The following is a 20,462-nucleotide window of genomic DNA, read 5'->3' as shown; positions in this document are numbered from 1 at the left end:
CTGAAATGAGACAAAATTTATAAACAGAACTGCTCTGTTTAATCTTTCTTCAGTTTAAAGCTGTTAATACAGTAGGATCCTTCATGGTTCAAAAAAATCGAATAAATAGTGTAGAGGCCTTATATAGGAATATAAGACCTATTTTGTCATGTTCATTTAATATTATTGTTTTAAAAGCTACTATTTCTTTTGCCTATGCCCAAACAGAACGTGTTTCTAATTCATTGATTTCTGCGTTTCCTAATTCCAGAAACAAACAATCCATCTACCTATGTTTGGATCATAAACAGGATTGTACAATGTGGAATGCTGACAAAATTCGAAACATTGATATTTATAGGGATATTTCTTATCAAATAGGTCATTTCAATTTGAATTTTCCCAAGGGACGTCCAACTCTGGTATCCAGTGATCGTCGATTCAGTATCTCTCTTGGGGCAAGTTTACAGTTTGATATTGGTGGAATTATAGGTCCGGATAATAAACGCAATGGATCCAGAATGGATGGTTCACAGGCATTTTTGCGTAGGGGGCGATTTAATGTTGCTATCCGCTATGATGATTTCATCATTAATATAACACCGGATGCAGGGCGCCCAGCATTGGTTAATAATTCCATTTATGAGGCCTATTTAAAATATGTCGGATTTGAAAACACCATTATCGCTATCGGTCTGTTACAACCTCCCATAACTATGCTGGATACTGAAAGCTCAAATGGATTTATTCTGGTTGAACGTCCAATGATTGTTGATCTGGTTAGAAATTTAACAGGATCAGATGCCCGTCTTGCCTTGATGATGACTCACTGGGATAAACGGTATTATCTTAGCGCTTCAGTTACCGGACAAAGGTTGGGAGGAACCTATCAGGATTTTCAAAGAAATGAACTTGGCGGTATTGTAAGAGCGGCGGTAAGACCTTTAGCTATCAATCATTATGATATGCATTTGGGTTTATCAACAACTTTTGTGACACATGGTGATAGCCGAAAATATTCATTAAGTACGGGACAGGAGGGGCAAGTTTGGTTGGGCCGTCCTTATTTGCGAACAGGAACTATTCAGGGTGTAAATAATATATGGGCAATAGGACCTGAATTTGCGGTAAGATTGAATCGTTTTCTGATACAGTCTGAATATTACACCATGTTTTTGCAACGGGTTGCGGAAAAGTCAGGCAATAGGCCCAATTTGCATTTTTCTGGCTGGTATATTAGCGTCAATTATGTCCTGTTTGGACAACCAAGATCCTATGATGAAAGTAAAGCTGTTTTCACTCCCCCTGTCGGGAGCTTTTTCAATCCTGTCGCGGGAGAATGGGGAGCTTTGGAATGGTCAATCCGATGGAGTAACATGAACCTTAATCATTATAAATATCGTATGAATGAAAACGGTCATTATCTTGGGGTTCAAGGAGGAAAACAAAATATATTTGCAACAGGGTTGAATTGGTATCCCTCGTCACATATGCGGATATCACTTGATTATAATCATGTAATGGCGACACGGTCTAGAAACAATTACTATAATTCAACTGGACGCACAAGTAATCTGATTATGTCCAGGGTACAATTTACATTTTGACAAACTAATAAAGTTCCAGTTGTTCATGTTGTTTATTTTGTTGAATTTTAACAGCATCTTCAAGATCAATTGAAATCAGTTGGCTTATGCCGCGTTCCTGCATCGTGACACCATAGAGGCGTTGCATGTGACTCATGGTAAGTTGATGATGGGTTACAACTAAAAAACGTGTCCCTGCCTGTGACATGTCAGACAACAATTTACAGAAACGTTCAACATTGGGATCATCTAGAGGGGCATCAACTTCATCAAGAATACAAATTGGAACAGGATTACATCGGCTGACAGCAAATACAAGTGATAAGGTTGTCAACGCTTGCTCACCACCAGAAAGTAAAGAGAGCGTTGAAAGATTTTTTCCTGGAGGTTGAGCATAAATTTCCAAACCGGATTGTAATGGATCTTCATGAGGTAAAAGCTTAAGATAGGCTTGTCCGCCATTAAACATACGGGTAAATAATTCCTGAAAATGATGATCCACTTCCTTAAAAATAGCGTTTAATTTGCTTCTTCCCTGTTTATTAAGTTTACAGATAGATTCACGTAACTGTTGGATTGCTGTGGTTAATTCATTGAATTCGTTTTCAAGATGGTTAAGTTCTGTTAGTTTTTCCTGATATTCGAGGTCTGCCCGCAAATTGACAGCTCCAAGTGCTTCCCGCTGTGCCTTTAATGATGCAATTGAATTTTTTAATTTTTTTTCTGCCTGATCATCCAGATCATGATCATTTCTCTCGTTTGACAGGTTTTTGATTTCGTCGGTAATGTCGCTATCAAGTTGAGCAAATACAATCTCGGCTTGTTCTTTTTTGGTTTCGGCTTTTATAAGTTGTTCTTGAATTTTATTTTTTTCCAGCTTTATATTTTGTAAATTCTGTTCGGCATTTTTTTTTGCTTGATCATATTCTATATTTCTTTTTTGCAATTCTTGATAATTTGCAACAGATTGCCGTTCTGCATTTTTAAATTCATTAAGTTTGGATTTTAAGATCTCAGGTAGTTTATCTATATCTTTAAGTTGATTTTCAAGATTCAGTATTTTTTTAAGAATTTGCTCTTTTTCGTTTTGTCTTTCTCTGAAATGTTCTTGCCATTTGTCCAATTGCTGAGCAAGGGATTTTTTTTGAATGTCCAGATTATCTTTTTCTTGAAGAATTAAATGATAGTCAAGCCGTTTTTTTTCTTTTTCTGTTTCATTAATTCCATAGTCCTCTTTCAGTTTTTTTAATTTATTTTCCATTTCTTCACAATTAATGCGATGATTAAGATTATATTCCGCTTGATGAAAAAGAACGGAAATTTCTTTTAGATCGTTTTCAAGTTTCTGACATCGTGGAGTCAGGGCATCCAGTCGGCTTTGCTGCTGAATAGTAATTTCCTTAAGAGATTGATAAGAAAGCTGAGCCTGATTTAATTCAGTTTCCGTTTTTAGAAAAAATTCATTTTCATTATCTAACTTTTTGCTAAGCGTATTGATCGTATCTTCAATAACATGAACAGATTGAAACATTTCTTTAGGATTTTCTGCTTGATTAAGTTGTCTTTCCAAATTATTTAAATTTTCCCTATTTCTATCAATCTCTATTTCAAGATGTGCAAGTTTTTCCTGTAGAGATTCAATCTGGATTTTGTTTTGTGCATTTTGGTTCAAGCGTTGTTGATATTGTTCCTTGACTAAGGAATATTGATGTTCAAATCTATTGATATCCTCTTTTTTTTGCTGAACAATCCGTTCTTTTTCTTGTTCTATACGTAAATATTGATAAATTTTCTCTTTATCTGGTAAGGGTATCTGAGTCTTTTTATGTGCTTGTTCAAAATATAATTTTTTTGTTTTAAGTTCGTTTTGAGCCTGTTGGACAGCAGGTTCAATGGCGTTAAATTGAGCCTCGGCCATTCTGGCTTCATTTTGCAAAGCGTAAAAATCCTGAGTAATTATTTGTGCCCGTTTTTCAATATCCCTATATTCGCTTTTGATTTGCAATAATTTATTTTTAAATTGTATTTGTGTATTTTTTAATTGTTCATACAACTTTTCTATCTGTGGTGATTTTTGTAAATGACGTTTTAAATCCTCTTCGATATTTTGCAGAAGGTGTTTTTGAACCAATCGTTGTGCAGATTTGTTTTGAATGGCATGTGTTTGGTAATAACCATCCCAGCGCCAGATATCTCCTTGTTGAGTAGCCAGCATTTGCCCTGGTAAAAGATAGGGAAAAAGTTTATTCCCTTCTTCAACTGAATTTACAATTCCAATTTGCTGAAATGCTCTTTGTAAGGGCGGCGGCGGGGAAATAACATCAAACAGGGTTGGCAATGCACCTGTTAATGTTGTCTTGATATTACTTAGGGTAACCCAGCCCCGGGATGCATCAAGACCAGTTGGTGCATCAATAGTGTCATCAAAAATTGCAGCTATAGTTTTTATCCATTTCTGAGGTATTGATAAAGGATCAAGAACGGCTGGTAATTCAGTATTGATGTTTTCCTCTGATGTTTGTTTAAGGATTTGTGCCAATCCTTGCTGTCTTGCTTCTAAATTACGAATTTCACTTTCATGCTGTTGGACAATGGAAGACTGTTTTTCCAAAGCTTCTGTATTTTTCTTTAGGTCATTTTCAATTTGTTCAATTAAATGATGCTGTTTTTTTAATTGTAAATTAATATTTTCATATTGTGTTTGTTTTTCCTGAAGATATTCAGGAGCAATTAGCTGTTTTGCCAGATATTCCTGTTGTTTGGTTAAAGTCTCGAATGAATTCTGTGCCTGTTGTAAGTTGGTATGAATTATGTCAAGATTCTTTTTGTTTTGATCATGGATCTGTAATGCTTGATTATAAGAATTTTCCTGTTCAAGGCGTTTTTTTATGGCTGCTTGATGATGCTCGAGTGCCAAATCAATTTCTTTTTTACTTTTTTCAAGTGTAATTTGTGTGTTGATTAACTTTTCCTGAAATTGTTGTTCTTCTTCTGTTGCTAAAGACTGACTTTGCAATTGAGTGATTTGATTAATAGTATTTTGATAATCATCATTTAATCGCTTTTCTTGTGATTTGATTTGTCTTATTGTCTGATTGAGATCATTATAATTTTTTTCTAACTGTTGGGCATGATAAGTTTGTTTTTCCTTTTCAAATTCCTTGGACTGAATGGTTTTCTGAAGAATTTGTCGGTTTGCTTCAATCTCCTCTAGTTTTTTTTCGAGAATATCTAGTTGCTCTCGTTTTTTTTGCAGTTTTTCAGCTGAAGGAAGTTTTTCAAGACAACTTTTTTGTTCGGATAAAAGCTGTTCATATTCGAATTGAAATTTGGTTTTTTCATCATTTACCTGATTAAAATATTGCGTTATCTCATGATTTTTATTTATAGATGTAGACAGTTTTTTTTCATCTTCATGGATTAAATCAAGCAGGATAGCACTTTTTTCTTCTAGGGTTTTAACCTCCTGTTCAATCTGGAGAATTTTTGTTGGATGATGGTCAAGTTTTTCATTAATTGTGTTGATTTTGATTAGAATATTTTCCTGATCGGATTGATTATTTTCAAGATGAGACTGTATGTCTATCAATTGGGTTTTGTTTTCTCTCAGCCGGTCATTCAATTGTTTTATTTCTTGTGTTTTCTGATTTAATTCATTTTCAAGTCTAGAAATCTGCTGGCGCTGATGATCACAATGAACGCGCGCCTGAATTTCCTGTTGATGCAGGGTAGCGGATTCTTTTTCCATAGCTTCCAGATTGTTGTGCAAATCCAGAATACAATTTTCTTTTTCCCCAATTCTATTTAGAATAATTGAAATTTGCGTTTTAAGATCAAGAAGCTGTTTTTGCGCCCGTTGGTAATAAAGTATCTGCAAATTGGTTTCTTTATCGCGTACAGCTGTAGATATCTCACGGTATCTAGTGGCTTGTACAGATTGTTCTTTAAGTGTTTGGGTTTGATTTGTCAGCTGCTCTTTCAGGTCATTTAATCTGTCTAGATTTTCTTCAGTTGCTTTTAATTTCAGCTCTGCCTCTCGTCGACGGTTATATAACCCAGATATCCCTGCAGCCTCTTCTAGAACCTGTCTTCTTTCCTCTGGTGAGGCGGAAATAAGTTGTGCTATGCGATTTTGACTTATAATTGCTGTTGAACGTGGACCTGATCCAAGATCAGCAAATAGGGTTTGAATGTCCCTGGCGCGTTGTATTTTTCCATTAAGGCGATATTGACTGCCTCCTTCCCGTTCAATTTGGCGGGAAATCTCAATTTGATTTTGGTTATGAAAACAGTTTGGAATAACCTCATCAAACCCGTTTTCGGTTTGGTTTTTAATATTTTCAAGAGTTATTGCAACTTCGCCAATGTTAAAGGCTGCACGTCGTGCAGTTCCTGCAAATATGACATCATCCATTCCTGTACCCCGCAGGGAACGGGCGGAACTTTCCCCCATAACCCAGCGAATAGCCTCTACAATATTTGATTTACCACATCCATTGGGACCAACTATACCAGTTAATCCTGGTAAAATATCAAGTGAAGTCGTATTTGCGAAACTTTTAAAACCAGAAATTTTTAAATGGGTAAAATATATTGGCATATAAGTTTGTTGGTAATGAAATTATGAAGGTACAGGTCTTGTCAACGCATCATTAACTTCCTGATCAAATTTATCAAGTGTTAATTCACCAACAACTTTTTTACCGTTGAAGATAAAGGTTGGTGTACTGTCTATTTTGAAATGTTTTTCAGCGTAATTGCTTTCTTCCAATATTATTTTTTGAATTGCGTCATCATGAGTTACCTGCTGAAAACGCTCTTTGGACATACCAGCCAAAATCGAATATTTTTGCAATTCTTGCAAGGGATCAGCATTTTCATTGAAAGCCCATTGATCAAGATTACTCAGGAGGGCTGTAATAAACGGTTTATATTGATCTACTGGTAGGGAGCGTGCCACAATCGCGGCTTTTAGAGCTACTTTATCCAGGGGAAAATCTTTAAAAATGTAGAAAACTTTTCCAGTATCAATATATTTTTTTTGTATTTGGGGAAGTATATCATGTGCAAAACGTCCACAATGCACACAGGTTAGCGAAAACCATTCTTCAACATGAACTTTTGCATTGGAATTCCCGAGTGTACGAGGAGTTGAAAAATTTTTAGGTATTTCCGCATGAGTGGGAATTTTGGTCGCCATAATAGTCAAAACAGGCAAAACTGAGGCTAGTAAGGAGCGTCGTGTTATGAACATGATATTATTTCCAGTAAAATAAGTTCAAGTATGAGAGAAATTACAATTTAGATAATATCCCAAAGGATTGGTAAAATTATTAATTATTTCTCATTTATAATTTTTATAACAAAGAAAAACCATACAGTTCTGGAAAGCAAGTTAAAAAAATTCTCAACCACCACGAAATATAAAGTATACAGCTCCCATAACGCATAAACCGGCCCATAAATAATCAAGCTTAAAAGACTGATGCATGAAAAATATGCTGAAAGGGATAAATACGGAAAGAGTTATTGCTTCCTGCATGATCTTTAACTCACCAAGGGATAGTTTTGTAAACCCAATCCTGTTGGCAGGAACCTGGATAAGATATTCTCCGAGAGCGATGCCCCAGCTGATTAATGCAGCTATATACCAGGGTTTGCCGGATAATGTTTTTAAATGACCATACCATGCATAGGTCATGAATAAATTTGAGCAGACAAGCATCAATGCTGTAATAAGCCAAACAGGCATATATTTTCCTTATGTTCGTAGGGTTGTTGGTGATATCAATCTTGGAATGATTGAAATGAATAAGGTGTAAAGAGTAATATTATTTCCAATATAATTTATTTAAAAATGAATTTTTAAATAAATTGGGATTGTTATTTGTGTCTCTATTTCTATTTTTTAAAATATTAATACTGGTTTTTTAATTTGTATTCCCTAATATAATGTTGGTAACATCTTGGTGATTCATCAAAATATGCAGTATTTTCAAAAAGGAGATTTGGATGATTATTGTTTGTGGTGATGTTTTAATTGACTTCATTCCCGATAAAACAAAAGATGGTGCAGATTGCTATTGTCCAGCCCCGGGCGGATCTTGTGCAAATATATCTGTTGCAATAGGTCGTCTTGGTGGCGCTGTCGGATTTATGGGAGGAATTTCCACTGATTTTTGGGGTGAGAAATTGATGGAATTTCTCGAAACATCCAACGTTGATGTAAGATATGTTGCCAGGGGAAACCAACAAACAACCCTTGCCTTTGTTGAATTGGGCAATGAAGAACCCGCCTATGCCTTTTATGATGAAAATACTGTATCGAGATTATGGGTCCGTTCACAATCACCCGGATTTTCCGACGATGTCAATTTGATCCACATTGGTTCTACTTCTCTGATTGAACCTCCTATTTCTGAATCTTGTGAGCAGATGTTCAGAATGGAAAAAGGAAAAAGAATTTTATCAATTGACCCAAATTGTCGACCCAGCAATACACATCATCCAGCTGTTTATAGAGCACGTATGGCACGTCTGACAGCCATGGCGGATATTATTAAATTATCCAAATCTGATCTGGAATTCTTATTGCCTGACATCAGAGTTGATGATGCTGCCAAACATTGGATCAATCAGGGTACCTCCATTGTTATTATTACACGTGGAAGCAAGGGTGTTCTTTGTTATCTGCCAGGTCATGAAGTCATTGATGTTCCATCTGATTATATTGATGATGTGGTAGATTCAATCGGGGCAGGGGATACCTTTATGGCGGCAACCCTGACCTATTTACAAAAAAATGGATTTTTGACACTTGACAAAATTAAGACTATTACGCCTGCTGAAATTACCAAAGCCTTAAAATATGCATCGGTTGCTGCGGCAATGATTTGTGAACGGCGTGGAGCCAATCCTCCTTGGGAACAAGAGGTTGATGAACGGATTAAAAGGAAAGCTATAAAATTATAGAGTGATATGAACCCTGTTTGATAATCAGGGTTATATATTGTTTGAATTGGTTTCTGATAGGGTGTCTGAATCGTTGGATGTGGGTAAAGACCAGTTCTGAGGGATATGCATTCGCAGACGACGTATATGTCGCGGGTCAGCCTCCAGAACCCTGAATATCAATCCAGATGGGTGAGTTAATACCTCTCCCTTGGTCGGAATATGTTCAGCCAGATGGAAAACAAGTCCACCCAACGTATCCATATCTGAATTTTTTTCTTCTTCGGTCAAGAATGTTCCAATTTTTTCCTCAAGATCTTCAAGATGTGCTCTTGCATCCACATCCAGCGTATTGTTTCCCCGTTCGATAATCATGTTGGCCTCAGGTTCATCATGTTCATCAGCAATATCGCCCACGATTGTTTCCACCAGATCTTCAATCGTTATCAATCCATCAATGCTGCCATGCTCATCAATTACCAGCCCCAAATGAATCCGGTGTACACGCATTTGTAGCAGGAGATCAAGAACTGGTATTTGAGGTGCGATAAAAAGGGGCTGTCGAATGACTTTACCAAAATCGAAATCTTCACTGTGTCCAATATAGGAAATTAGATCCTTAACGTGCAACATCCCCTGGATATTGTCTAATTCCTGATGATAGACAGGAACTCGGGAATGATTTTCATGCTGCATAATTTCCAGTGCCTGCTTGAAATTGATTGAATCATCAATGGCAAATATATCAGCCCTTGGTATCATTACATCATCAGCCGTTTTATCTTTCAATCTCAATATATTGGAGATCAGTAATCGCTCATGCGGATTGAATTCCTCCTTGTTGTCATCGGGAATTGTAGGTAAATGATTGTTTCTGTCATCTACAAGGTTGACAATTGATTGTCGCAAATTGTGCTGATGTCTTTGATGGAACCAACGTTTAAAAAAAGATTTGTAACGGTTTGGCTTTGTATTTGATTGTGACTGTTCTGATGCGGTATTATTCGGCGCATTATTACTTGGCGCACGAAACATGGCTATATACTCCCAAAAGACGAGTTTTTCCAGGGATTCGGGATCCCGATTTTATTTAAAAGATAGGATTCCTTCATTTCCATGGTTTTTGTTTCATTACATTTAAGGTGGTCATATCCCTTTAAATGCAATAAGCCGTGAAAAATAAGGTGTGTCAAATGATGGCGCATTGGTTTTCGGGCTCGACGGGATTCTTTTTGAATGGTTTCCAGGGCAAGAATAATGTCCCCTCCATAGGATTGGGGATCTGGATGCTCAAAAGTAAGAACATTTGTAGGCTTATTTTTATTCCTGAATTGGCAATTCAATTTTTGTATTGTCTGGTCATTGGCAAAACAAAGCGTGGTTTGTTCAGCAAAAGGTTGCAGGGTATAAATACGGTATATCAATTCCTTGAGATCAGGAATCAGTTTATACCACCTCTTGTCTTGTATAATTACTACTTCACTAAAAAGAAAATCAAGAATTTGATATCGATATTGCCGGAAGAGGGATGTCATCAGGAAATTTCTTTCTAGGATTTATTCTCGGAAAATATTTTTAATTTTGCTGACTGTTTGTCATAAGCCCTTACAATACGGTTAACAAGAGGATGTCTGACAACATCTTCCGCCTTGAAACGAAGAATCTCAATACCGGAAACACCCTGTAACGTATCAATTGCATCCTTTAATCCTGATTTGATCATGGGGGGCAGATCAATTTGGCTAAGATCACCGGTTATGACCATTCGTGAACCAGCCCCTAACCGTGTCAAAAACATTTTCATCTGAGCAGGAGTGGTATTTTGGGCTTCATCAAGTATGATATAGGCATGTTCAAGTGTTCTACCTCGCATAAAGGCAAGAGGAGCCACTTCAATTTCCCCGCTGGTCAGTCTTTTGACAACTTGATCTCCTGGCATCATGGCGTATAGAGCATCGTAAAGGGGACGAAGATATGGGTCAATTTTGTCTTTCATATCTCCAGGCAGAAACCCCAATCGCTCGCCAGCCTCTACAGCGGGACGAGATAGAATAATACGATCAATCTGACCAGATAAAAGCATGGAAACTGCCTGGGCTACAGCAAGAAATGTTTTTCCTGTTCCAGCAGGGCCAATTCCGAAAACCATTTCATTTCTTGCCAGCATTTTCAAATAGTTTGCCTGTCCCGTTGTACGAGGTGAAATGGTACCTTTACGTACAGAAATTGTTGGAATTGATTCTGGTTGTTTGAGTTCCATGGATTCAGGAGGTTCATTTTGTTTTGATGGATAAAGAATGGATAAAAGTCCGTTATAGGCCATGCGTATGAAATTATTAACGATGGTAGAGTTAATTTCATTATGGGTATATATATGTTGATACAGATTGCTTACTACTGTTTTGGTAAGTTCAACCTGTTGGATATCCCCTTCAATGACCAGATAGTTTCCCCGACAACCCATGGTGACCTGAAGTTCGTTTTCAATTTGAACCAAATAGCGGTCATGATCTCCCAACATTTGAGCCAGTAATAAATTGTCAGGAAATTGCAGGGTTGTTTTTAAAAAAGATTCGTTTTTTACTTCTTCTGATAAAAGAATGGGATAAATCTGTAGGGAAACTTTATTATTCAAAATGGTTCCTTTTTAAACTAATGTTCCTGAAAGCGAATTTGTCAAAGATTTATCAATTCTAACTTGACATTCCCGACCGATTAGCGATGTGTCACCCTGAATGTGAACCGCTTGCAAATAGGGGGATTTTCCCGTTATCTGACCTTGTTTTCGACCTTTACCAACAAAAAGGATGGGAATGGTACGTCCGACCGTATTCTGGTTAAATTGATCTTGCTGTTCTCTTAACAAAGCCTGTAAGGCCTGAAGACGAGCATCTTTTTCTTCTTCCCTAACCTGATTCATGGAAATAGAGGCAGCCGTTCCGGGTCGGGGGGAATATTTAAAGGAAAAAGTTTGTGAAAACTGAACGTCACGGACAAGCTGCATGGTATCTTCAAAATCTTTCAGGTTTTCACCAGGATGACCGACAATAAAGTCTGAAGATAAAGCAATATCAGGACGTGCCTTGCGCAATTTATCAATAATCTTACGGTATTCATCAGCTGTATGCCCACGGTTCATGGCCTTGAGAATACGGTCTGATCCGGACTGAACCGGCAAATGCAGAAATGGCATTAACGCAGGTAAATCACGATGTGCGTTGATAAGGCTGTCATCCATATCCCTTGGATGGGAAGTAGTGTAACGAATACGGCTTAATTCTGGTAATGTTGAAAGTTTTTCTGCGAGACGAGCCAGATTCCAAATGTTTCCGTCAGGACCCTCTCCATGATAGGCATTGACGTTTTGACCCAGTAAAGTGATTTCCTTTACGCCAATACTGCAAAGATGAGTAGCTTCATCAAGAATTGCCTGAACTGGACGACTGACTTCGGCACCACGTGTATAGGGAACAACACAGAATGAACAAAATTTGTCACATCCCTCTTGAATTGTTAAGAAAGCACTGTAACCTGTATTTTCCTGAGGTATGGGCAAAAAATCAAATTTGCTTTCAACAGGAAAATCGGTTTCGATTATATTCCCCGATTGCCGGGCCACTTCCAAAATCATTTTTGGAAGACGGTGATAAGTTTGAGGACCTAACACGATATCAACATAGGGAGCCCTCTGAAGAATGATATTCCCCTCAGCCTGAGCTACACATCCAGCCACTGCTATAAGGGTGGGGTTCCCCAGCTGATTACGATATTCCTTTATCTGTTTCAAACGTCCTAGTTCTGAAAAAACCTTTTCAGTGGCTTTATCGCGTATATGGCAAGTGTTAAGAATGAGAACATCCGCCTTTTCAGCTTTATCCGTTACTTTGTATCCTAATGGACGCAGCAAATCGACCATTCGGTTGCTGTCATAAACATTCATTTGACATCCCCATGTGATTATATGCAGATATCGCCGTGATGTTTCATTATCTAAATTTGCATTTGTCAAAGTAAAGTCTCGTTGAACCATATCAGGATTTGGCCTTGGTATTAGGATATTTTTGAATTACAATAAAATACACTTTTTATAAAAAGACAGGAATAGATACAAGCTATTTATCCATTAATATATGAAAATTAATATTCAAATTGAAGATAAGTAAAAGGTTTTTATTATTTAAATATGAATTAATATTTTGTATATCAAGAAATGTTGCAAGAAAAAATTGAATTAGTTCATTAACATTTATATAATTTAATACAGGTATGATAAATCGTAATTCATATTTTATCGGATAGAAAATATTAAATTATTTTCTTTATTTCATCTTTAGAATGGTTTGATCTTAATGCAACAGTACCCTTGGCAATAATATCCCAGGTTTCCTGCGCAAGATGTTTACGGGTCTTGAAATTTTCTGGATATAAAGGATCATGAAAAATAACGGATGCATGCATATCGGAATATTGACTGAGATTCCATAAATGTGGTGCCAATTCCATATCACCATACCAGCAGTAAATGGGTCGGGTGAACCTGTTGACAGGTAACATGTCCAAACGATCATATGTAATTGAGATTGGTTGAATAATGGGTGTTTTATAAGTTGTGGTGTTCTTACCATGGGGTTTTGCCAATGCAAAAAAAGAGGACATAAAAGGGTATAAATGCGATCCATCAGAAGAGGTGCCTTCTGGAAATAAGATTAGGCTATCATTGTTTCTTAATCTTGATTGTAGTTCAATTTGTTCTTTAGCTGTTGAGTGTCGTTGTCTGCTGACAAAGGAAACGCGGCCAAGTTTACATAAAATACTGATAAGAGGCCAGGTTCCGACCTCCTTTTTTGCAACAAAACATCCAGGCAATAATCCGCCTATAGTGACGATATCCAGCCATGAACAATGATTGGCAATGTATAAGATTGGACGATCCTGTCCTTTTTTTGAGTCCAAGGCAATAATCTTGCCGAAGGTATGAAGGCGTAGCCCCAGTAATTTTCCCACAATATACCAATAATACCTTGCAAAATTGGTTTTTAATTTTCCAGGGAGTTTGACAAAGATTGATTGTACTGGAATAGCCATTCCAGTCCATCCCAAAATGGTGAAGATTCTGAGTATTGCCCTAATTTTTTTCAAAAATTTAGGATTATAGGTATTAACTGCATTTTCATTATTGTCAAATAATGAATTGAAACCTATACGTGACCTATCTTTAATTTTTTTATTATTTGACTGAAGAATAATATTCTTAATTTTGGATAACATAAATAACAAAATTCATAATTTTAACAAAAAATAAAATACAGTTTTCTCAGTATTGTAATATAAAAGTAATAATCACGGGCTTTATAATTGTTATCTGAAAATATGTGTAACGACAAGATTTATTCATAAAGAAAAATTTAAAATAATTTACCAAATTTTTGGCGTTTTTTTATTTTAATGTATTTTTCTTTTGAAGAGTTCCTTTAATTTTTATAAAAGAAAATACTTTTTATAAAATCCAATTTTATTCAGTATACTATAGGGAATATGCGTTTTGTCATCTTTGTGGTTTTGGTTTGAAAACGAAAAATCCATACAATATAAAGGTGATAATAGAAAATTAGGCATTCGTGATTATTTCATATTCATAGTGTTATTTATTTTGAGCTGTTTTAAGCAGGGAGTGGCTGCAGATCCTCAATATTATAGAGTGAAAATATATTCAACAGGAAATGAGACAATTGATAAAGTTTTGTCAAACACATCCAATTTGGTTACTTTACAAAAAACAAATGCTGTAAATGCGTTTGCGTTGGCTGGTCGAATTAAAAGTGATTATGCCCGTTTTAAAAATGCTATGGACAGTTTCGGATATTATGATGCGAAAATCAGTATCAAGGTTGGAACTGCGGCTGCGTTACATAATCAAAAAAATGTAAAATTGAATAAAAGAGAGCAATCCGATGATATATTCAAACATGAAAAAGATATCATTGCCAATGGAATAATTGATGGTGCAAGTACGGATTTACCAAATTTTATTGATAAAGTGCCTGTCCAGCAGGATGTTATCATTATTGTTCATATCCAAAAGGGATCCCAATATCGCATAGGTCAGTTAGAGTTCAAGAACTTACAAAAAAATGAAATCATCCAGTTATCAGCTAAGCAGCAAAGGGAATTCGGATTGAAAATTGGTGATCCTGCCGTTTCCGCTGATATCGTTGCCGCTCGGGACAAACTGATCAAGGGGTTGCAGGAAGAGGGACATGCCTTGGCTAAAATGGGAGAGCCCGTTGCCTATCTGCATCCAGACAATAAAACCTTGAATGTTGTTTTTGGTATGAATATGGGTCCTGTAGTGGACATAGGTGATATCGATTTCAAAGGTTTGAAAAAGGTCAACGCGAAATATATTCGTCGCCGGTTGTTATTGCATGCTGGACAGTTATATCAACCCTCAACCATTGAAAACGCACGCATGGATCTTTCTTCAACTGGTGTTTTTTCGAGTATTGATATGCACGTTGCAGATCATGTTGATCAATCGGGTCGAATACCATTAACCATAACCTTTAAGGAGGCTAAACGAAGAACCGTAAGTGTTGAAGCGGGATATTCGACGGATCTTGGAGGAAGGTTAGGTGCAAAATGGACGCATCATAACATATTTGGTAATGCCGAACAGTTAAAATTGGCAGCCATAGCGACGGGTATAGCAGGAACAGCCCAACGGGGACTGGGATATGATGTGTATGCGGATTTTACCAAACCTGATTTTGGACATCGTAACCAGGATTTTAATGCACGTATTGAAGCTGTAAAACAGAAGCTGTACTCGTATAATCAAACAGCGTTTCTTGCAAAGGTTGGAATGACAAGAAAATTTGGTAAACGCTGGAGCATGTCAGCTTATTTGGGTGGAATACAAGAACATATTATTCAGCGAGGTGAAAGAAACAATTATACCATGATCAACCTTCCACTGGGTGCGGCATATGATGGAACGGACTTGGTCAATCCAATGATGTCTCCAGATCACGGAATGAAAGCGTCTGTATCTATAACGCCGACGGAATCTTTTGGAGACAAGACTATATTTTTTGCAATCATGCAAGGAACAGCCTCTACCTATTTTGATTTAACGCATCTGGGATTAACGAAACCTGGTCGTTCAATTTTTGCATTTCGTGGAAACATTGGCAGTATTCAAGGGGCCTCACGAATGAATCTTCCTCCTGACCAACGTTTATACGCAGGAGGTACTTCAACTGTAAGAGGATTCCGTTTCCAGGGTGTCGGTCCTCAATTTAAGGGGAGTAAATATGCAAAAGGGGGAAAGGCAATGGATACGGGAACGGCTGAATTCCGGCAAAGAATACTTGGACAATTTGGTGCCCAAGCCTTTATTGATGCCGGTCAGGTCAGCAGTGACAGTATGCCTTTTGAGGGGAAGGTTCAGGTAGGTGTTGGTGGTGGATTTCGATATTATACGCCCATGGGGCCCATACGTTTAGATATCGCAGTACCCGTTAAGCGACCATATCGAGGAGATCGGTTCGAAGTTTATATAGGTTTGGGGGAAACTTTTTAATGTCTCAATCTAGTAAGGAACCTGAAAAGAAGCAATCCATTGACAAAGTATCAAGGAATATAAAGGTTAGAAAAGTCAAATATTCTATAATCAAGGGTATATTATGGTTTCTGGCAAGCATACTCATATTGCTTGTAGCTATGGTTTTTGCATTATTCATTTATCTTAATACGCAGAGTGGAAAAGAATTTCTTTCAGATAAAATTGATGTTTGGACCGATCATTCCATAAATGTTAAGGGAATTCACGGGAATTTTCCTAATCATCTGATTGTTGAAGAAATCACGTTGAAAAAATTGCCATCAACGGATAAACCGTGGTTAATATTAAAAAAAGTCAAACTTGATTGGTCTTTTTTTGAATTACTGTATAAAAAATTATTTATTCAAAGTCTTTTGGCTGAAGAAATTGATATTGAGGATTTACCAAAATCCACACAATCACCAGACGCATCATATTCCACATCATCCGATTTGTCATTTTTATGGTTGTTTGCCTCGATTAACCATTTACAAATTAATAAATTGCATCTTGCTCAGACAATTTTTTCAAAAACGTTAGATTTAAAGGTTAACGGAAAACTATCGACTTCTAATATATTATTCTTTCTAGATGAATTTAAACTGAATGCATTGCCTGACACAAATCTGGAGCTTGATGGTGAAGAACTTAATAAATCAACAAATCTTTCCTTGAAGTTAACAGTTAAAAATCATCAGGTTTCAAAAGGACAGTTAACTTTTTTGGCAAAATCCAATCCAGATGGAATTCTTGAACGTTTATTAAAGTCCGATCAATTAACTCCCTTATCATTTAATTTGTCGCTTGATGGACCGTTTGATTCATTGAATACAAAAATGGAACTGAAATCAAATCAGACGTATTTAAGGGAAAATGGACATATTGACCTTAATCATTCAAAAATGAATGTTGATTTATCCGGTCATTCTCCAGCAGTGACCTTGAATCCGCAAATTCATTGGGATGGATGGGATCTAGATGCCAGATTGACTGGATTATTGACAAAACCAATCGGTCAGGGAAAATTCAAACTGGTCAATCTAGCGGCTGGTAAAACGTTTTTGAATAATCTTATTGTTTCTTTTTCGGGAGAGCAAAATGATGATTTGCAAGCCATAAATTCAAGGCAAATCGATAGAGCCCATATACATTTAATTGCAGAGGGGTTGCGTGTTCCCGGAAAACATCCAATGATGTTTGCCAAAGTCCCAATTATAGCAGATGCTGTATATGGAATAAATGAACCTGAACAATCAATTGATTTTCGAGTTCAACATGACCTTGTGAAGGCTGTGGGACATATCTTTTTTCACCCTGTCTTAAAAGGATCAATTGATCTGGCTCTACCACATTTAAGTGATATAGCCGAATTGACAGGTGTTAGGTTGGGAGGTCAATCAGTATTCAATCTTGCTTTTACAATGCCAGAGCATGCAGATAATCCAATTTTATTTGATTTGGATGGTCCCATACAGGTCAATCAAGGATTACCTGAAATAGTAAATATGGTTGGATCCAAGGGACATCTTGGCATTCATGCACGTATTTTCCATAAAGAAAAACCTGATATCTATTTGGATAATTTGACAATATCAGGTCAAAATTTATCAATTCAAGGTAATGGACATTTATTGGATCAACAGGTCAGGGCGGTTGTTAATCTTAATATAGATAATCTTATGGCACTTTCCCCGTTATTGACGGGTCAGGGAAAGGCGGTTTTAAAAGCTGATGGATCTTTGAAAGATCTGGGTTTGAAATTTGAAATGGCCACTAAATTTCAAACATCATCAAAAAGAGATTATGCAATAGCGCCAAGCGATTTAAAAATGAAGGCTGAGCTGAATCATTTATTTGCGCTACCAACGCTTTTGGTATCCTTGAATGGAAATCTTGACCGTTCACCGATAGAAATGGAACTGTTGGCAAGTAAAAAGAAAAATACTGATAATTATTATTTTAATTTAAGAAAATTGAATTGGCGATCCTTGAATGGTCTCGCTGATTTTTGTATTTCCGGTAAAAATATAATTCCTAATGGTAACCTTGATATAAAAATAACTCGACTGGCCGATTTTAAAAAATTGGTTCGACAGAATATTGAAGGCAATCTTGCCTTACAAATCCATTCCTCACCGCATACAAACCAAAAATTATTCGTTAATGCAAGCAGCAAAGTGAATATGCCTAATTACAGGTTCAATAATTTGCTTTTAACGGGTTATATTGATCATCCATTAGACAAATCCTTAATCAATTTAAAAGCGCAAATTTCGGATTTTCAGCTTCCACAGGCAAAAGGTAATATCCGGTTAAGTGCCAATGGTTTTATCGATAACTTGAAAGTAGTGGCAAATGCTGATTTTCCTTCATTAATGCAAAGTAAAGGTGCATTTGATACAGCACTAGTGTTGGATTTGAAGAAAAAAAATGTTTTTTTGCAAAAACTAAATGCATTGGCAAAAGGTGAAAATATACACCTGACTGCTCCAGCCAAGGTGGATTTTGGGGAGAAAATAGCCATAGATCATTTTCGTTTAACCTTGGCTCCTCCAAATGCGCCCTTGGCCATTATCGATTTGGCTGGAGTAATTATGCCAACATTAAATTTGAATGCTAGTATTCAAAATGTGACTCCTGCCATTTTAAAACCTTTTTTACTTCAGTTACAGGCTAATGGAACCTTGGATGCCCAGGCCAGGTTAAAAGGGACGTTGGAAAAACCCACAGGTTCAATTCAAATTAATGCAACGAATATTAAAATGCTTACAGGAGAAGCCGCCTCTCTACCTGTTGCACAATTGATTTCTCGGACAAATTTGATGGGTAAAAATGCCCAAACGCATACGCATTTACAGATGGGAAAGAAATTTGATTTGAATATGAATGGTTTAATACCTTTAAATTCAAATGGTAAGATGGATTTGAATCTCGAAGGGAAAATTGATTTGGGATTGGGAAATGCGATTGCGGGTGCCTATGGTCAGCAAGTCAAGGGCAATATCAATCTTGCCATGCAAATTGCGGGTAGTTTTATGGAACCGATTGTTAATGGAACTGTACAGCTTTTCAAAGGAAGTTTTAGAGATTACGCACAAGGGACAAGTATTCAGGATATACAGGCAAAGCTTGTCGGGAAAAAAGATCATATAACCCTTGAATCACTTACTGCCAAGGCGGGACATGGGGATATATATGCCAATGGACAAATTGGAGTTTTTCAACCGGGTATTCCGGTAAGCTTGCATATGAATATGAAAAATGCCCGTCCATTGGTTAGTGATTTGTTGACAGCCATTCTTGATGGCGATATCGATGTTAGTGGAATGGCAAAATCAAAAATTGATATGAAGGGAATAATTCGGATCAAACATGCCGAGATTAATATACCGCATTCTATTTCAAGTTCTGTTGTTCCATTAAAAGTAATTCGTCCAGGTGACAAGATTGAAACAGAAAGCAGGCCAAATCTTCCAGGACCCATTATCGGTTTGGATTTAACCATTAAATCTGCCGGTCAAATCTTGGTTCAAGGTTTCGGACTGTTTACAGATATGGCAGGCGCATTGCATATCACTGGAACAGCTGATGCGCCTTCAGTTGCGGGGGGAATGAAAATGCAAAACGGTCATATTGATCTTTCAGGAATATCATTGGATTTCACAAGGGGTGTGATCGGGTTTCAGGGAAGTAATGTAGATCGCAAGATTGATCCCTCTCTGGATTTTGAGGTAAAAAAAACGGTTGAAGGAAACACGGCCAGATTATTGATTACAGGTTTTGCAAGTTCACCCAAAATCACGTTAACCTCTTCCCCTCCATTGTCACAAGACAGGGTTCTAGCCATTCTATTATTTGGTGTTGATTCACAAAGTCTTTCGGCAACCCAAATGGCAGAAATAGGATTGGCATTGGCAACGTTGGGTGGACAAAGTGCAGGGATTGATCCCTTGGGTACCGTGAGAAAAAGCCTTGGATTGGATCGACTTTCTTTAGGAGGGGGGAGTCGTAGCAATGAAAATGGAGGCTCCAATAATGGGGCAAGTGTTGCGGCAGGGAAGTATGTGGCAAAAGGTGTTTATATTGGTGCCAAACAATCTACAGGGAATGCAGGTACACAGGCCGAGATGCAGATTGATATCACCAAACACTTGAAAGCTACTGCAACGGTTGGTACGGGAAAAGACAATTCAAGATTTGTTACCCCAGATAATGATCCAGGTAGTAACGTGGGATTGCTTTATGAGTTTGATTATTAAGGTAAATTAGAAAATATTAATTTTAATTTGATATCAAGAATTTATAAACTAATCAGGAATTCGCTTATTTAACATTAAAAAAAG

General features: G+C 37.0%; 12 protein-coding genes. 4 read left to right on the top strand and 8 right to left on the bottom strand.

What is annotated here, in order from left to right:
* Nucleotides 1-83 precede the first annotated feature (83 nt).
* The gene (locus tag H3R33_RS05075) at nt 84-1,586 is read left to right on the top strand and encodes an OprO/OprP family phosphate-selective porin (protein ID WP_198184818.1); all 1,503 of its coding nucleotides are present in this window, start codon (nt 84-86) and stop codon (nt 1,584-1,586) included.
* Between the two features lie 4 nt (nt 1,587-1,590).
* Here H3R33_RS05075 and H3R33_RS05070 read toward each other — a convergent pair whose 3' ends face one another.
* The 3 genes from H3R33_RS05070 to H3R33_RS05060 all read right to left on the bottom strand — a co-directional run bounded on the left by H3R33_RS05070 (nt 1,591) and on the right by H3R33_RS05060 (nt 7,317).
* Nucleotides 1,591-6,165 (bottom strand): AAA family ATPase, encoded by a 4,575-nt coding sequence (locus tag H3R33_RS05070; protein WP_198184819.1) that lies wholly within the window; start codon nt 6,163-6,165, stop codon nt 1,591-1,593.
* A 21-nt stretch (nt 6,166-6,186) separates the two neighbouring features.
* Nucleotides 6,187-6,819, bottom strand: a complete 633-nt coding sequence (locus H3R33_RS05065) for a thioredoxin domain-containing protein (protein ID WP_198184820.1) — start codon at nt 6,817-6,819, stop codon at nt 6,187-6,189.
* Nucleotides 6,820-6,972: 153 nt separating this feature from the next.
* Complete coding sequence (locus tag H3R33_RS05060) at nt 6,973-7,317, bottom strand: DMT family protein (protein WP_155565218.1); 345 nt, start codon at nt 7,315-7,317, stop codon at nt 6,973-6,975.
* Nucleotides 7,318-7,577: 260 nt separating this feature from the next.
* Between H3R33_RS05060 and H3R33_RS05055 the strand changes: the two genes are divergently transcribed.
* Entirely contained in the window at nt 7,578-8,537 is a 960-nt protein-coding gene (locus tag H3R33_RS05055; protein ID WP_198184821.1) for a carbohydrate kinase, read from the top strand.
* A gap of 30 nt (nt 8,538-8,567) precedes the next feature.
* Here H3R33_RS05055 and H3R33_RS05050 read toward each other — a convergent pair whose 3' ends face one another.
* The 5 genes from H3R33_RS05050 to H3R33_RS05030 all read right to left on the bottom strand — a co-directional run bounded on the left by H3R33_RS05050 (nt 8,568) and on the right by H3R33_RS05030 (nt 13,601).
* Entirely contained in the window at nt 8,568-9,551 is a 984-nt protein-coding gene (locus H3R33_RS05050; RefSeq protein ID WP_155580220.1) for a hemolysin family protein, read from the bottom strand.
* A gap of 2 nt (nt 9,552-9,553) precedes the next feature.
* Nucleotides 9,554-10,051 (bottom strand): rRNA maturation RNase YbeY, encoded by a 498-nt coding sequence (gene ybeY, locus H3R33_RS05045; RefSeq protein WP_198184822.1) that lies wholly within the window; start codon nt 10,049-10,051, stop codon nt 9,554-9,556.
* A gap of 14 nt (nt 10,052-10,065) precedes the next feature.
* Nucleotides 10,066-11,151: a PhoH family protein gene (locus H3R33_RS05040; protein ID WP_230881031.1), complete on the bottom strand. Its 1,086-nt coding sequence runs from the start codon at nt 11,149-11,151 to the stop codon at nt 10,066-10,068.
* 12 nt (nt 11,152-11,163) lie between these two features.
* Nucleotides 11,164-12,546, bottom strand: coding sequence for a tRNA (N6-isopentenyl adenosine(37)-C2)-methylthiotransferase MiaB (gene miaB / locus H3R33_RS05035; RefSeq protein WP_198184823.1), 1,383 nt, complete (start codon nt 12,544-12,546; stop codon nt 11,164-11,166).
* 275 nt (nt 12,547-12,821) lie between these two features.
* A complete protein-coding gene (locus H3R33_RS05030) occupies nt 12,822-13,601 on the bottom strand; it encodes a 1-acyl-sn-glycerol-3-phosphate acyltransferase (protein WP_198184824.1) in 780 nt (259 codons plus the stop codon).
* Between the two features lie 457 nt (nt 13,602-14,058).
* Here H3R33_RS05030 and H3R33_RS05025 point away from each other — a divergent pair, with 457 nt between their 5' ends.
* Both H3R33_RS05025 and H3R33_RS05020 read left to right on the top strand, forming a co-directional pair.
* A complete protein-coding gene (locus tag H3R33_RS05025) occupies nt 14,059-16,098 on the top strand; it encodes an autotransporter assembly complex family protein (RefSeq protein ID WP_232342131.1) in 2,040 nt (679 codons plus the stop codon).
* Entirely contained in the window at nt 16,098-20,378 is a 4,281-nt protein-coding gene (locus H3R33_RS05020; RefSeq protein WP_198184825.1) for a translocation/assembly module TamB domain-containing protein, read from the top strand. Before H3R33_RS05025 ends, H3R33_RS05020 begins: the two co-directional genes overlap by 1 nt.
* Nucleotides 20,379-20,462: the final 84 nt, after the last annotated feature.

The sequence above is a fragment of the Commensalibacter sp. B14384M2 genome (assembly GCF_016101865.1).
Lineage (GTDB): Bacteria > Pseudomonadota > Alphaproteobacteria > Acetobacterales > Acetobacteraceae > Commensalibacter > Commensalibacter melissae.
The sequence above is the reverse complement of the archived record's forward strand: the minus strand, read 5'-3'. Positions and strand labels throughout refer to the sequence as shown.